Source organism: Niallia sp. FSL W8-0177 (assembly GCF_038006285.1).
Taxonomy (GTDB): Bacteria; Bacillota; Bacilli; order Bacillales; family Cytobacillaceae; genus Niallia; species Niallia circulans_A.
Map to the genome: position 1 here is coordinate 1,469,037 of NZ_JBBOUX010000001.1, position 14,497 is coordinate 1,483,533.

Annotated in this window: 19 protein-coding genes and 1 pseudogene; 17 read left to right on the plus strand and 3 right to left on the minus strand. The window is 33.6% G+C overall.

The genetic code is table 11. From position 1 onward, the window contains the following. Positions 1–32 precede the first annotated feature (32 nt). From NST77_RS07055 to NST77_RS07075, 5 genes are all read left to right on the plus strand, one after another. Positions 33–458 carry a hypothetical protein gene (locus tag NST77_RS07055; protein WP_095328377.1) on the plus strand — a complete coding sequence of 142 codons (426 nt, stop codon included), beginning with the start codon at positions 33–35 and terminating at the stop codon, positions 456–458. Beyond that, on the plus strand, positions 455–1,105 hold the full coding sequence (locus tag NST77_RS07060; RefSeq protein WP_176474147.1) for a GerAB/ArcD/ProY family transporter: 651 nt from the start codon (positions 455–457) through the stop codon (positions 1,103–1,105). Before NST77_RS07055 ends, NST77_RS07060 begins: the two co-directional genes overlap by 4 nt. A gap of 4 nt (positions 1,106–1,109) precedes the next feature. Next, positions 1,110–1,250: a hypothetical protein gene (locus tag NST77_RS07065; protein ID WP_176474148.1), complete on the plus strand. Its 141-nt coding sequence runs from the start codon at positions 1,110–1,112 to the stop codon at positions 1,248–1,250. Next, positions 1,243–2,460, plus strand: a complete 1,218-nt coding sequence (locus tag NST77_RS07070; RefSeq protein WP_341122836.1) for a spore germination protein — start codon at positions 1,243–1,245, stop codon at positions 2,458–2,460. Before NST77_RS07065 ends, NST77_RS07070 begins: the two co-directional genes overlap by 8 nt. Before the next feature lie 64 nt (positions 2,461–2,524). Continuing rightward, positions 2,525–3,655, plus strand: coding sequence for a Ger(x)C family spore germination protein (locus NST77_RS07075; protein WP_095328380.1), 1,131 nt, complete (start codon positions 2,525–2,527; stop codon positions 3,653–3,655). 100 nt (positions 3,656–3,755) lie between these two features. Here the strand turns inward: NST77_RS07075 and NST77_RS07080 are convergent, their stop codons facing one another. Further along, complete coding sequence (locus NST77_RS07080) at positions 3,756–3,950, minus strand: PF20097 family protein (RefSeq protein WP_095328381.1); 195 nt, start codon at positions 3,948–3,950, stop codon at positions 3,756–3,758. Positions 3,951–4,280: 330 nt separating this feature from the next. Here NST77_RS07080 and pdxR point away from each other — a divergent pair, with 330 nt between their 5' ends. The 12 genes and pseudogenes from pdxR to NST77_RS07140 all read left to right on the plus strand — a co-directional run bounded on the left by pdxR (position 4,281) and on the right by NST77_RS07140 (position 12,411). Continuing rightward, positions 4,281–5,717, plus strand: a complete 1,437-nt coding sequence (gene pdxR / locus NST77_RS07085) for a MocR-like pyridoxine biosynthesis transcription factor PdxR (RefSeq protein WP_095328452.1) — start codon at positions 4,281–4,283, stop codon at positions 5,715–5,717. A 162-nt stretch (positions 5,718–5,879) separates the two neighbouring features. After that, positions 5,880–6,311: a YfmQ family protein gene (locus tag NST77_RS07090; RefSeq protein WP_341122837.1), complete on the plus strand. Its 432-nt coding sequence runs from the start codon at positions 5,880–5,882 to the stop codon at positions 6,309–6,311. Positions 6,312–6,487: 176 nt separating this feature from the next. Beyond that, positions 6,488–7,618 (plus strand): DNA polymerase III subunit beta, encoded by a 1,131-nt coding sequence (dnaN, locus tag NST77_RS07095; protein ID WP_341122838.1) that lies wholly within the window; start codon positions 6,488–6,490, stop codon positions 7,616–7,618. 68 nt (positions 7,619–7,686) lie between these two features. Continuing rightward, positions 7,687–7,980: an antibiotic biosynthesis monooxygenase family protein gene (locus NST77_RS07100; RefSeq protein WP_095328384.1), complete on the plus strand. Its 294-nt coding sequence runs from the start codon at positions 7,687–7,689 to the stop codon at positions 7,978–7,980. Positions 7,981–8,047: 67 nt separating this feature from the next. Beyond that, positions 8,048–8,649 (plus strand): annotated as a pseudogene (locus tag NST77_RS07105) (DUF2441 domain-containing protein). 169 nt (positions 8,650–8,818) lie between these two features. Then, on the plus strand, positions 8,819–9,010 hold the full coding sequence (locus NST77_RS07110; RefSeq protein ID WP_341122839.1) for a DUF6366 family protein: 192 nt from the start codon (positions 8,819–8,821) through the stop codon (positions 9,008–9,010). A 118-nt stretch (positions 9,011–9,128) separates the two neighbouring features. Then, a complete protein-coding gene (locus tag NST77_RS07115) occupies positions 9,129–9,584 on the plus strand; it encodes a GNAT family N-acetyltransferase (protein WP_371471088.1) in 456 nt (151 codons plus the stop codon). Positions 9,585–9,807: 223 nt separating this feature from the next. Further along, complete coding sequence (locus NST77_RS07120) at positions 9,808–10,110, plus strand: hypothetical protein (RefSeq protein ID WP_095328386.1); 303 nt, start codon at positions 9,808–9,810, stop codon at positions 10,108–10,110. A 110-nt stretch (positions 10,111–10,220) separates the two neighbouring features. Further along, positions 10,221–10,688 (plus strand): hypothetical protein, encoded by a 468-nt coding sequence (locus NST77_RS07125; protein ID WP_172860018.1) that lies wholly within the window; start codon positions 10,221–10,223, stop codon positions 10,686–10,688. 114 nt (positions 10,689–10,802) lie between these two features. Next, complete coding sequence (locus NST77_RS07130) at positions 10,803–10,976, plus strand: Fe3+ hydroxamate ABC transporter substrate-binding protein (protein WP_123257571.1); 174 nt, start codon at positions 10,803–10,805, stop codon at positions 10,974–10,976. 93 nt (positions 10,977–11,069) lie between these two features. Continuing rightward, positions 11,070–11,540: a GNAT family N-acetyltransferase gene (locus NST77_RS07135; protein ID WP_123257572.1), complete on the plus strand. Its 471-nt coding sequence runs from the start codon at positions 11,070–11,072 to the stop codon at positions 11,538–11,540. Positions 11,541–11,643: 103 nt separating this feature from the next. Continuing rightward, the gene (locus NST77_RS07140; RefSeq protein WP_123257573.1) at positions 11,644–12,411 is read left to right on the plus strand and encodes a GNAT family N-acetyltransferase; all 768 of its coding nucleotides are present in this window, start codon (positions 11,644–11,646) and stop codon (positions 12,409–12,411) included. A 93-nt stretch (positions 12,412–12,504) separates the two neighbouring features. Here NST77_RS07140 and NST77_RS07145 read toward each other — a convergent pair whose 3' ends face one another. Further along, positions 12,505–13,281, minus strand: coding sequence for a class I SAM-dependent methyltransferase (locus NST77_RS07145; protein ID WP_123257574.1), 777 nt, complete (start codon positions 13,279–13,281; stop codon positions 12,505–12,507). A gap of 257 nt (positions 13,282–13,538) precedes the next feature. Next, complete coding sequence (locus NST77_RS07150; RefSeq protein ID WP_123257575.1) at positions 13,539–14,318, minus strand: DUF7683 domain-containing protein; 780 nt, start codon at positions 14,316–14,318, stop codon at positions 13,539–13,541. Positions 14,319–14,497 lie beyond the last annotated feature (179 nt).

Below are 14,497 nucleotides of genomic sequence, written 5' to 3' on the forward strand. Positions count from 1 at the left end.
TAAATACATACTAAATAGAAAAAGGAATGATTATGCAAAATACATTACGATATATTTCCATTGTATATCTAGTTCTTCTATCAGTTGGCCTATTTGCCCATGTGGAAATAATTCCAGGTGTTTTAACAATAGTCAAAAGAGATGCGTGGATTAGTGTGGTTATAGCGCTGATTGTTGTGCCGCTGTGGGTATTATTACTTCACAGAATTAATGGAATCGTACATACAGATTCTTTTATTAAAATAGTAAAACGGTATACCAGCACCATACAATACTATTATTTCTTATTACCATTAGGTTTATATATGTATATTAGTGCTTTTATAACAGCGAAAGATATTATTTTCTGGTCACAATTAACTTATATGAAAGACTATAATATTTTTTTGCTTGGAGGCACTTTACTGTTTTTATGTTTGCTGTGCAGCAATTTAGGCTATTTTCTATGGGGATATTGAGCACTATTTTATGTCCGATAGTGATTTTCTTAGGTTTTTTTATTTCTTTTGCAAATACGGAGAATAAAAACTATGAATTATTATTGCCCGTACTAGAAAACGGATTTATGCCTGTTTCAAAAGGGCTCATATATACGCTATTACCAATAATAGAGCTTTTTGTCATTCTTTTTCTTTCATCCATAGTAAAAAAATCAATCACAAAAAAGCAGCTCTTTGTGTTAAATGTTTTGATTATTGGTTTAATGATTGGACCGACAATAGGGGCGATTGTCGAATTTGGAGCAGAGCTTGCTTCCCAATATCGCTATCCAGCATATGAGCAATGGCGGTTAATAGCTATTGGAAAATATATTTCACACACCGATTTTTTTGCGATTTATCAATGGTTATCGGGTGGCGTGGTTCGGATCAGTTTATTTGTGTTACTAACAAGCCTTATATTTACAAAGGATGAAAAGAATAGCAAGCTGTTAACTTTTCTTTATATTTTTTTATTTATTGCACTGCTTATTCCAGTGGATCAAAGTATATTTTCCGAGGTTGTTTTCCTTTATTTTAGACCAGTATCCTTAGTATTATTGATCATCCAGATAGTATCTTTAACTCTATTTATAGGGAAAAGAAAAAAAGTGACTAGGAGTTGAGTTTGTGGATTATCCTCTTTTTACGTCAGAAGCGTTAAAACAATTATTTAATGAATCCTCTGATATTATGGTGAAAGAGGATAAGGGAGAATTACAGATTATCATGGTCTACTGTGTGCCACTAAACAGATACAAGCATGATTAAAACCATACATTTTCCAGTATTAGGGGCGGAAGAGTCGAATATCTATCAATATGTTCAGATGGAAAGCTTTAATAAAAAGGAATTTAATCGAGAAAAAATTCAAGAAGAAGTTTTTTCCGGAAAGCTACTAGTTATTCCCCCAGGAGAAAAACTTTATCTTTATGATATAAAGAAGTTTCCCAGTCGACAACCTGATGAATCTGTCGTAGAGGTATCAGCGATCGGCCCAAAAGATGGCTTTGTAGAAGATATAAATACAAATATAGGCTTAATTCGTAAAAGACTACGTACCTCTTCTCTCATTATAAAGGAATATACAATTGGAAAAAGAACAAATACAAAAGTAGGACTTCTTTATATGAATGATATTGTGAATAATGAAATTCTCGCTGATATTAAGGATCGCCTTTCTCAGGTAGATATCGATGTTTTAACTAGTTCTAATATTTTAACGGAATATCTGGAACCGCGGAAGTTTTCTTTAATCCCAACTATCCACTATTCTGGAAGAGCGGATTTTATTGTCCAGGCCCTAAATCAAGGTAGATTTGCCATTGTGGTGGATGGTTCACCCACAGCATTAATTGCGCCTGTTGATTTATCCCTTTTATTTAAATCGGCAGAGGATGAAAATTCAAGTTTTTATTATACTTCCCTGCAGAGAACCCTAAGGATTATTGGAATTTTTACAACCATTTTGCTTCCCGGTTTTTATACAGCAATTATTACCCATCATGTAGGACAATTGCCATTACCAATCCTAGCAACAATCTCTGTATCTAGATTAGGATTGCCTTTTTCCCCTTTAATTGAATCGCTTCTAATGGTTGTAATGTTTGAATTGTTTTTTGAAGCCGGCTCTCGATTGCCAAAAGGGATCGGACAAACAGTTTCTGTCCTTGGTGGCTTAATCATCGGTGATGCTGCGATAAGAGGGGGAATCACTTCTCCATCTATGCTTGTAATAATAGGAATAACCGCGCTAACAAGCTTTACATTAGTAAATCGCTCTTTGGCAGGAAATTTATTTTATTTTCGTGTTTTTGTCTTATTAATAAGTTATTTTTTGGGCATTTACGGTTTTTTCTTAAGTTTTATTTTCATCATCTTGTATATAGCAAGGTTAGAATCCTTTGGTGTTCCAATGTTCTCCAATATAACGACGCCTTATGGAAAAGATATTTTGTTTACGTTTTCTCCGGATACCTAATAATCTTCTAAAGAAAAGAAATGCTGGTTTGTCCATTAAAGATGAAAAAAGAAAAGGTGACTAAATGAAAAAAATAGTTATTGCTTTCGTTTCTCTTTTCTTCCTTGCAGGGTGTACAAATATTAAGGAAGTTCAATATCAAGCATATGCGGTTGGTTTAGGGATTGACTATAAAGATAACCAATATATCGTAACCGTTCAGTTTTTGGATTTTTTAAATGTTGCCAAATCAGAACAGGGAAAAGGGGATCAACCTAGTAAGGTGTGGTTAGGAAATGGGACTGCCAAGTCGATTGAAGATGCTATCGACCAAATAAATAAAGGAATTCAATTACCTTTGAATTTCGACCAAGTGAAAGTTATTGTATTCGGAAAATCTCTGTTGAAAAGCAAATTAAAACCAACATTAAATGCCCTTGATTCTAGCTATAATATTAGATTGACCGGGAAGGTTTATGGAACAAACCAGGCTATTGAGGATATATTCACGGCAAAGATTCCTTTTTATTATCCATTTAATGAGTCGCAAATAAGTTATCCAGACGCCATGCAGCATCAAAGCTCTACGGTTCCTCCTTTAACTTTACAAAAATTCATGTATCAATTTAACGAAAAAATTAATACCATTCTTTTGCCATCACTAGAGGTTAATAAGGAAATTATAAAAGAAGACCAGAAAGATTATGTTGTTCCATCCATTAATGGAGCGCATCTATTTAAAGAGAAAGAATGGAAAGGCTTTTTAAACACCGATGACTTATCTGGATATATCCGGGTAAACAATGAAACCGAACGTACTAAGTTAAATATCAATAATGATGATAACGAAATGGAGATAGAATTGATTAAACCGAAATTAAGACAAGTAGTAAATAAAGATAAAAAGAAATATTCTTTTGGGCTTAAAATAAGAATAGATGCAACTGTTCTGAGTTCGAATGAAAGAACAAATGCTAATAAAATGAAAAAGCAGTTAAAGAAACAACTTGTCGAAGAAATATACACTTCTTATGAAAAAAGCAAAGAGATTGGTGCAGATATTTATCAATTTGAGAACTACCTTTATCGATATCATTGGGATATATGGAAATCATCTGAAGAAGATGAGTTTCCGACGCTAGATATTGATGACATTGAAATCAACGTGAAAAACTTTAAGAGTGTTCCTAAACTCCATTCAAAATATCAACCATAAGAAACAAGCTGCACATTTGTAGCTTGTTTGTTTTTTGTCATACTATTGATTGACGCAAGAACTACAGGTAGAGTATGCTAGTCTAGTTTAAGTAAATGAATCATCCTAAATTTTCAGGATTGTCCACATATAAGGCTACAATATAACCGCAGTGACCACAATACTTTGCTGATATTGTAGAGGAATTCTTCCTACGGTTTTTTTCGGGATACATATGAACTTGACCAACAGTTGCTGCCATTACTCCTTTTTTTATTTCTTCACTATTGCATTTTGGGCATATATTATTTTTCATACGAGAGTTCTCCTTGTTTATATGGCTCACTAATTATATTGTAACATGGTAAATCCCTTCCTGAAAAATAACAAAGTTACGAAAAGGTTGCTGACAATTGTATTAGCGGAACTAGATTAAGATTAGCTGACAAACTATCCAAGTCTATAAAATAATCTCAAATTTATAAGTAAATATGGTTGGAGTAATGAACTTAAGATAAAAAAGGTATGTTGTATCGAAAGAGCTCAGTGTTGTTTAATGAGGAGAAATTAAGCTATAATGAAACAACATAAAAACGAGATAGCTGTCTTATATGGAGACAAAATTAGGAAAAGAAGTGTGGATACAATGGAGTGGAAACCTGATCGACAAGTAAAAAAAGCAATATATAAGCAGCTGGCAGACTACATTGAAAATGGTATCGCAGATGGATCCTTTCCCTTAGATAAACCGCTGCCATCGGAAAGAAAGCTAGCAAAACTGCTAGAATTAAATAGAAGTACGGTAGTTGCTGCATATGATGAGTTAGAGTCGAATGGATTAATTGAAAGAAAACGCGGCAGCGGAACAATGATAAGTAAAGATATATGGGGAATAACCAAGAAACGTGTTCCTAGCTGGAACCGATATATAGAAGCGGGATCTTTTCTTCCTAATGTACCTGTCATGCAGCGGATACGAAAAGAAATGGCAGAACATGATTTAATTAATTTAGCTAGTGGGGAACTTTCTGAAGATCTTTTCCCTTTAAATTCATTGCGAAAAATTACTTCTGATCGAGCTTACATAGGATCATTGGGGTACGATCATCCACAAGGAAGTGAAGTTCTAAGAAAGACCATTACCAATCATATGGAGAAATATCGTGGTTTACAAACAACGCCTTCTTCTATATTGATTACATCTGGAGCCCAGCAGGCTTTACATTTGGTTATTCAATGCTTGCTGAAACCTGGCGATGCGGTAGCAATGGAGAACCCATCTTACCATTATAGTCTTCCGCTATTTGAATCAGCCGGAGTTAAACCTTATTATTTGACTGCAGATGAAAATGGTATAAAACCTGAGGATTTAATCTTATTACACAGAAAACACCGAATTAAGATGATATTTCTAAACCCAGCTTTTCAAAATCCAACTGGCGTATCTCTCGGTCAAAAAAGAAGAAGAGAGATTTTAGAAATTTCTTCTCAATATGGTATTCCCGTGGTAGAGGATGATCCATATAGTTTAACTTCTTTTAGCGGAAAGCCATTGCTTCCGCTAAAATCGATGGATCAAAATGGCAATGTATTATATATTAGCTCTCTCTCCAAAATTGTCGCCTCTGGTCTGCGAATTGGCTGGATTATTGGACCTAAGCCAGTGATAGAAAGGTTATCCGACGCTAAGCAGCAGATTGATTTTGGCCATTCTAGTTATTCCCAATGGGTAGCAAACGACTTCTTAGAATCACCTTCCTTCGCAGTCCATTTAGATAATTTAGTTAAACAACTTGAAAACAGAAGAAATCAAATCATCGAAAGCTTGGATACATACTTAAAAGAAGAAGTGGAATTTCTAACACCTAATGGTGGGATTCACCTGTGGTGTAAAATAAAAAAAGCAGTCAATGAAAATCGCTTATTAGAAGAGTCGTTAAAAAATGGTGTTATTTATGCGCCTGGATCTACAATGGGGTCAAACGCTAACTATGTTCGTTTTACGTATGCGAAAGAGACAAAAAGCAATATTGATGAGGGGATAAGGAGATTTGCTGCAGCGCTTAAATCCAGTAGAGAATAATGGGGGAAAGATGCAAGGATAAAACTTGCATCTTATTTTTATCCCATGAGAAAAAAGTGGATGGTCAACTTATATGGGAATTGGATGGTCTATTTAGAGAGGAAATTTAGTACTATTAATAACGTAGAAATATTAATTGAATAAGTAATGGAGTGAATGGAAATGACCTGGATTACTATTATAGCATTAGTGTTCTTTTGTATAATAAAAATTTTAATGACGTGTTTGCCAACAGGAGTAGTGGATTGGCTGTTGGATAAATATAGATTGCATTTAAAACTTAATAATATGGAAACAGAAATAATCTACAATGAAATGAAAATAGATGGAGAGAATAAAGAAGCAATTATTAAGATATTCAACGAAGCGATTGTTAGAGAAAAGTATAGTTTATATCCAGGAAGTGAAGAAACATATCTTAACGCTAAAGATGCGGAGTATTCTCTTGTTATTCATACAAAAAAAGGGAATAAGAACATAAACTTATTTTTGAATAGTTATCAAGACCATGTAGATATTGTGAAAAAGTACAAAAATAAAATGGTTGCATATAGCACCTATCCACTTCAACTAGATGTTTTAACTAAAAAATAAAATATATTTTTACAAATTTATAAAAATCTACTAAAAGGCTAAGCATTTTCTGCTGCCAGTTTAGTAGTTTTTTTATGCATTTTTTGAAAAAAAATATATTAAACAATAATGACAAGGAAATTGGCAAAAAATGTCGAATTTAATACATATAATTTTATTTTGGAGTGTTGCATATAATGGAATTTCTTGTTGACAGTGAGTACTTTAATAGAGCGATAACAGATGTGAGCAAAGCAGTATCCCAGAAAACGCCATTTCCTATTCTTTCAGGTATCAAAATAATGGCTACTAAAGAATCATTAATTGTTATAGGAAGTAATGCTGATATCATAATTGAACAAGTAATTCCGATGGAAATAGATGGAGTACAAGTGCTAGAAGTAAAGGAGGTAGGCAGTGTTGTACTATCAGCAAAATATGTAAGTGAGCTTGTGAGAAAATTGCCGGGTAAAATTCATCTAACAGTAAACGAAAAGCAAATAGCTACGCTTAAAGCGGATGAAATCGTGACAACACTTAATGGTTTTCATGCAGAAGAATATCCAACGCTTCCAAGTATGGAAGAAACAACGCATATTAGAATAGAAAGCACCTATTTAATCGAGATGATCAACCAGACAGCTTTTGCTGTATCAAAAAGTGAAGCGAGAGCCGTTTTGACTGGCGTTAATATGTTATTCGAAGATACAAAACTTACATGTGTAGCTACTAATTCTCATCGACTAGCATGGAGAGAGCTTCCAATTGAATCTGGTGTAAGAGGTGCATTCATCGTGCCAAGTACAAGCCTCCATGTGCTGACCAAGTTAATGCAGAAAACAACGGGAATGATTAAAATATTTGCTACTGATCGCTATATTGTATTTAAAACGAATTCAACTACTCTTTATTCTCGATTAATCGAAGGGAATTATCCTAATGTCGCTGGATTATTCCCCAATAACGCAAGGACAAAGATTACAGTTAATACAAAACAGCTGTTAAAAGGAGTAAATCGAGCTTGTCTTTTTGCAAGTGAATGGAAGAATAACAATATCCATATGGAAATAAAAGATGGTTCGAAATTAAAAATCACCTCTAATTCCTCGGAAATTGGAAAAATAGAAGAAATACAACCGATCAATAAGCTTGCTGGAGAAACAGATTTAAGCATCTCTTTAGATGGAAGCTTCCTTATGGATGCATTAAAAGCAATAAAGGAAGAAGAGATAAAAATCAGTTTTGGAGGTTCCATGAGACCGATATTAATGGAACCAGTTGGAAACAATTCATATATGCATTTGATTTCTCCTGTGCGCTCTTATTAAAGTCCTTTTGATTGGATCATTTGTAAGACAAATCAATGAATGAAAATAAAGAAAGAAGGAAGCGTTATATGATATTAGAAGCTGTGCTGTTACAAGTTAAGGAAGGAATGGAAGCAAAATATGAAGAATCATTTCGCGAGGCATCGAAAATTATTTCTTCTATGAATGGGTATATTTCTCATGAATTACAGCAGTGCTTAGAAGTAAAGGGAAAATATTTGCTGCTTGTTCAATGGGAAACATTAGAAGACCATACAGTTGGCTTTAGACAATCGAATGAATATCAGGAATGGAAAAAGCAGCTACATCATTTTTATGATCCGTTTCCTACGGTTGAACATTTTAAAAAGGTGAAACTTTAACCTAGATGCATAAGTATTTCGCATGAAATAAGAAAATTAGTTTAGTTAACTATTAGGAGAAAGAGCCATGACAAAAGAATTTACTGCCTACCATATTGTCACAAATAAAAAAATGAAGCTTGGACAGATCATTAACTTTGATGAGCATCAAAAAAATACTTTACACCATTACTTTTTTGAAAAAGAACAATTAAACAATCAAAATGAAGACTTTATGCAAATACTTAATAATCATTTTACGGAAACAGGTTTACACTTAGATAAAGAGAATGCCGAAGTGGTTGTTCAGTATGCAGGGCACACCATGAGAGCAATTAGAGAAGTAATAGCTGAAATGGTGAGACTCCAGGATTTTCCTAATCATCCGTCTAGATTGTCTTGCCTGTATGCTGCGAAAAGCTATGAGGATGTCTTAAAATGGAAAGCACTTTTTGATTCCTATAATCGCAAAGTATTACAAATTGTGAAACTTCATGTGTCTGGAAATTATTTTGAAGGAGACGGAGAGCTTCTGCCTAATTTAGAGGCTGTTCCTTTCCATAAAAAATGGAACAAGCGAGAGAGTATTGGAAGGGGAATGCAAAAAATGAACTTCCAGAGCTTTTGATAAATGGAAGAATAGAAGTAATGGAGATTATTCATGAATATTTAGATGAAAGTAAGTCGTGAAAATTCGATAGAAGAATGTTTTAGAAACCCTCGTGGGCGGCAAACGTATGAAAGGAATAAATAGCGAGGGTTTCATAAAGGGAAAATCTATTGTTTGCAATAAATACATTACCATCTATTAATGGGATAATCTTATTGTTTATTTACTAATTTTATAGGAGGGCTTGAAATGAAAAAAGAAAAAGATGCTCCTGAAATAAGAAGAGAAAAAATGCGACAAGAAGAATTGAAACATCCATCTAGTAGTATGCACGGCAGCAATCTTGCTGACTTAGTGGGCGGGTTAGGGTGGAAAGGTACTGGAATACTCATTCTAAGCATAATTGTGGGGGGAATCATTTATGCTGCCCTCTTTCAATAAAGCTGTCTGGCATTTAATGAGAGACCGCACTATTCTATATAAGCTTTGGGAAACAAAATAGTGAAAGCTAGAATCAACTGTAAGAATAGAGATTTAAGCGAAAAGAGGAGTATTAACAGTGATTAATTTAACTTTAATGAATGCAGGTGAATATCAAGGATATCTGTCTAGTGCAATTAAAACGTATGCGGAAGAAAAGGTTTTAGCAGGAAATTGGAAAGAAGAAGAGGCACTTAAGAAGGCAGAGGAGGAATATACAAGACTTTTGCCCCAAGGCGAGAAGACAGAGAGTAATTTTTTATACACCATTCGAAAGGGGGATGAGGCAGTCGGCATTATATGGCTTGCACAAAAGTCTGAAGAACTAGGGTTTATTTATGACATTTATATACTAGAAAAATACCAAGGAAATGGATATGCTAAGGAAGCTTTAAAGAGTATAGAGAATGTTGGTCAGAAACTAGGATTGAAAAAAATAGGTCTCCATGTTTTTGGTCATAATAAAGTAGCCAGAGGATTATATGAAAAACTAGGATATGAGACCACAAATGTATTGATGGAAAAAGACATTTAATATAAATCCACGCATGGTAGGAGTTAATGGTTTCATGTCCTGAACAGGCTGTGAATAATAAGGGTTTAGAAAGAAGTAAGATGCTTGGTAAGCTATTTACAAATGATTTAAAATAGCTTACTATTATACATAGTTTTACTATATACATAGATTATCTTTGTACTATTGTAAAGTTTAATTGATTTAATAAATAGAATTCAGAGGAAGGAGAGAAAGGAAAGAATTGAAGTATTCTGTCATAGGATTAATTTTTCAATTAATTTTTGTTTTCACAATAACTATCTTTAATCCAATTCGAGTTTATGTAATGAATCAATACTCCGTTTATCCTGTAGCATTATTTGAGTTGCTTTTAGGAGTTATAAGTCTAATTTGTGCATTAGTGGGGCTAATAAAGAAAGAGGTTAATGGTCTTTCACTCTTTGTTTTCCTTTTCAGTTTACTAATCTGTGTTTATTTTGTATTTGTATATCTATTAGGAGAAGCAGGAAATCCACCTGAGATTCCATGGTTGTATAAAAAGTAAAAAAATGTATAAGTTAGTTTTCTTAAAAAATATTTTTCGCAGGACCAAAATTGTTTCTTAAAAAGTTAATGGGTGTAATAAGAGGAAATTAAAGAGGAGAGATGTTTTTTATGAAATTTTTACGAGATGATAATTGGGATAATGACGGGTATTGTGAATATTTAAAATCTATCCAGCATGTCTTTGATCCATATACGGGCGAATTCCTTGTGACAAATTCATTCCATGATGGAAGGTTTAAAAAAATGGAGTTAATCAATCATTGTGAAGGAGATATAGATGAAACAATGGATGATCCAACATCAATTAGAGTGGTTATAGAGCACTGGGATGGTACTGTATATGAATTGGTTTGGGATAAAGTGAGAAGATTTTACTTTGATTATGATATTACACGAAATATTGTCGTTAATACAAAAGAAATAGTGGATAATGGAAGAAGTGGGATTGATAATTGGGGTTATGACGAAATTTTAATAACGGAAGATAAGATGTTTTCACTTGAAATAGAACTGCTTTCAAAAACACGGATGTTTATCATCTGTAGACAGTTTCAAATCAAGTCATATTCGGCATAATTAATTCAAAGTACTAGACAAAGTTATAAAATTGATACATAGAAAAAACTTTAATTTAAAGAAGTCAGGAACTTTAAGCTATAGTTATTAAATATGTAGTTTTGGAGGGGAACTATGTTTAAAGTAAAACCCCAATGTTCTAATTGCGGTAAACATATTGAAAGAAATGAAGTAGTTTTTGTCAAAATGCGCTATCCAGAGCGAAAAGGGATGACCGAAATAAAGGCTTTTATCCAAAATGAAGGAAAATTAATTTGTGAAGCTTGCTTTAATACTAAGCAATTTTAAGCAAAGACAAATGGAATGGGATTGGGTGTTTTTCGTCATTACCGTTATATAATCATTAATTTTTTAATAAATTGCTAATTAGGAGACTTAAAAATGTATGAAACTAGATGGGCAACTTACAACGAACTGAATATTGTGGCAGAATGCTGGTATAAAATGGCTTGTGAAATGGGAGAAATCGACAGAATTCCAAAACCAAGTCTTCAACGGCTGGAAGAAGTGAAAAATCTATTTCGGAAAGAATTTGAATTAGGAAATTTAATGTTTCGAGTTGCTTTAGATAGTGATGAAAAAATTGTTGCTTGTGCTGGAGGGTTAATTAGAACAGAGTATGCTTTTCCACTTGCGGAAGAACAAAGTCTTTTTGGGTGGATCATAGCTGTATATACGGTGAAAAACCATCGTAAGAATGGGTTAGCTTCTCAATTAGTTGAGGAAATATGTTTATGGCTAAAACAAAAAGGGGCTAAACGAGCAAGATTATGGTCCAGTTCATCTGGCCGATCTGTTTATGAACAGCTAGGGTTTCATAATATGATGGATTTAGCAAAACCTCTTTCTTAAATGAAAGAAATGATAGGAAGGAAGATATAGATTTCAAGTATTGATTAAAGAATTCATCATTATGATGACATAGAGATAATTATTTTGCAAAAGGTGTTGTAATATGATTAAGGTACCAATAGATCAGTATTCTATAATAAAAAAAGAGATTAGGGAAGCTCCAACATTTGCCCATAGTATATTAGATTTCATGATAGAGGGTACTGTATACAGTGATTGTACGAATTATAATTCATTGCTTTTTCAAGCAGCTTCAGGCTTGTTTTTTGTGACAGGTAGTCCTTCGAACGAGCTATTTATGGAGCATTTAATTGATATTTTTGAGAAAACAGTTTTAAAGGGTAATAGATTTACGTTATTTTCCAATGAAATCGTATGGGAGCAGGCAATAGAGAAGTTTCTAAATAAGCGAGTAAGAAGAATCGAACGTATTGCTTATTCCTTTGATTTACCAACATATATTAATAGAACAACAATAGCTAGTCCGTATGATGTCTATCGAATTAATTCTTGCTTAATTGAAAATAGTTTAGAATTCAATGAAAAATATTATGAGGAGTATTGGGATTCTAAAGAGAATTTTCTTCAAAACGGAATTGGTTTTTGTGTGAAAGATAAAAATCGGATAATTGGGGAAGCGGTTTCTATTTTTAAATCTAATAACTATGCAGAAATAGATATAATAACAGAACCAGCGTACAGAGGAAAAGGGGTTGCAAGTCTTGTTTCGCAACGATTTATAGATTATTGTCTTTCTATCAATATTCATCCGCGATGGGATTGTGATGTTGATAATCGTGCATCCGCATATTTAGCTAATAAATTTGGGTTTACCAATCCTAAAAAATACGCTATTTATATAAAAGCATAGTTGTGAAAATAATATTTCTACACATAATAGAGTTTTGCCAGCCAGCTATTCAAAGAGAGCGAGGAAAACCTTCTGTTTCCTCGCTAGACTCTATTATTCTTTCACGCCAATTATTCGAATCCTTTTATAGTCAGCCATCCATTTTCCATCAATATATAAAGTATCCTTTACATTTCTTTCAACCTTTGCAATGATTTCGTTCTTAGCTTCTGTTGGAATATTATGAAACAGTTGGCTTCCAAACATGTCAATCCAATTTCTTAAGCCATTTTCCCCAATTAAGGGAGTTGATCGATCAAAGTGTTGTGCAAAGGTAACCCGGAATCCGACTTTTTCCATTAAATTTGAATACTCCCCGACACTTGGGTAAAACCAAGGGAAATGCTCTGCGCTGAACGGGAATCCTGCTTGCTTTATTTGCTGTATCACTTCATTTGTTATTGTTTCTACATTGCCTTTTCCGCCAAATTCAGCAACAAATCTTCCACCTTGTTTTAAACATTGGTAAATACCTTTTAATGCTTGGATTGGAGGGTGTACCCAATGGAGAGTGGCATTAGAGAATACAGCATCAAACTCATTTAGATAATCCAAGCTTGTAGCATCACGAACCATAAAAGTTAGACTAGGGTATTTATTAAGAGCTTGGTTTATCATATTTTCTGATTTATCAATACCTAATATTTCTACCCCATATTTGTGGATGGTATTTGTTAAATCTCCTGTCCCACAGCCAAGGTCAAGAATTTTCTCTCCTTGCTTTGGAGCTAATAGCTCGACTAAATTATTTCCGAATTTTGAAACAAAGGAATGTTTATTATCATATAAACTTGCATTCCAATTATCGGTTTCACTTTGATAGCTTCCCATTCTCCCACTCTCCTTATGTATATATTTGTAAGTAGAATTATAATGGAAAAAAGGGATAAAGGGAATTATAAAATAAGTATTTAACAACGAAAGTTATGAATAGGGAAGCTAATATGGATGTACTTTTGATGATGTTTTTCCAAGTTGAAAATGGCGATGGATTTAGAATAGAATAACGGTGACTGAAAAGGAGATAAATTATAAGAAAAGAAACGGGCATTAAAAAGAGGAAAACGTCGAATTCCTCTTCTTATGGCTTAATAGCCAGCCCAAAGACTATAGGCATATTTGTTTATGTTCATGGTGTGTTGCAAATGTTTTTGGAAAAAATCCAATTGTCCTTCGTTGATATCAAAAGTTCCAACAATGGGATGTTCGCTTGATAAATTAAAAATGCTTCGATACTCAGCAAGTGGAATAGCTGGAAGTTGTTCTTCTCCTACAATTATCATGGAGGGATCGTTGATTTCATACCATTGTACTTGCCTGATCGTTTCTTCCTCGGAAAAATAGTATGGTGATTGAAATGCTTCCACATAAAGTCCGTTCCTTGTCGCATAATCGATAGCAGATGGGCAATTAACGTAAGAACCTATGTACATATAGTAATCCCATCCAAAATGCACAAAGAATTTATCTTTAGCATATAACTGACATTCTAGGAAATTTCGCAATACCATTTTGCAAATAAGGCGTATTTCATTCCTCTCTATAAGCATGTCTTCTTGTAGCACTAACTGATCGAATGCAGCTTCATATAAGGAAGCGGTTAAATCTCTTTCTGAGACTTCCTGTTTTGTTAGGTTTAAAATTCTTAATGAATGAATCCCGCTTTCTTCCAAGAATTTCATAACAGCCTCAACATAAGCATTCTCGACTTGAAGATATTCATCTAAAGTGAATTTTTTACCGTTAATGATCTCTCCAATCTGGGTAGGGGAAGTCCATTCCTCCGTTAAGGTAAAGTAGCCATTTTCATCCCGAAACGCTGGATTGTATTTTGTCACACGCCACTGATATTTTATGTGATTAATCATCCTGCACCTCCTCAAATAATTATTATCATAACAGTAAAGACAATGAAAAGTTATTTATTAGTTACTAATATATAGCCTTTTCTTAAAAGGAATAAACAACAGGAAAGGAAATAACTCTTCCTTTAACAGCAAATGACAGACCAAGCTGTGTTATTTGGTCTGTCATTTGGATATAATTT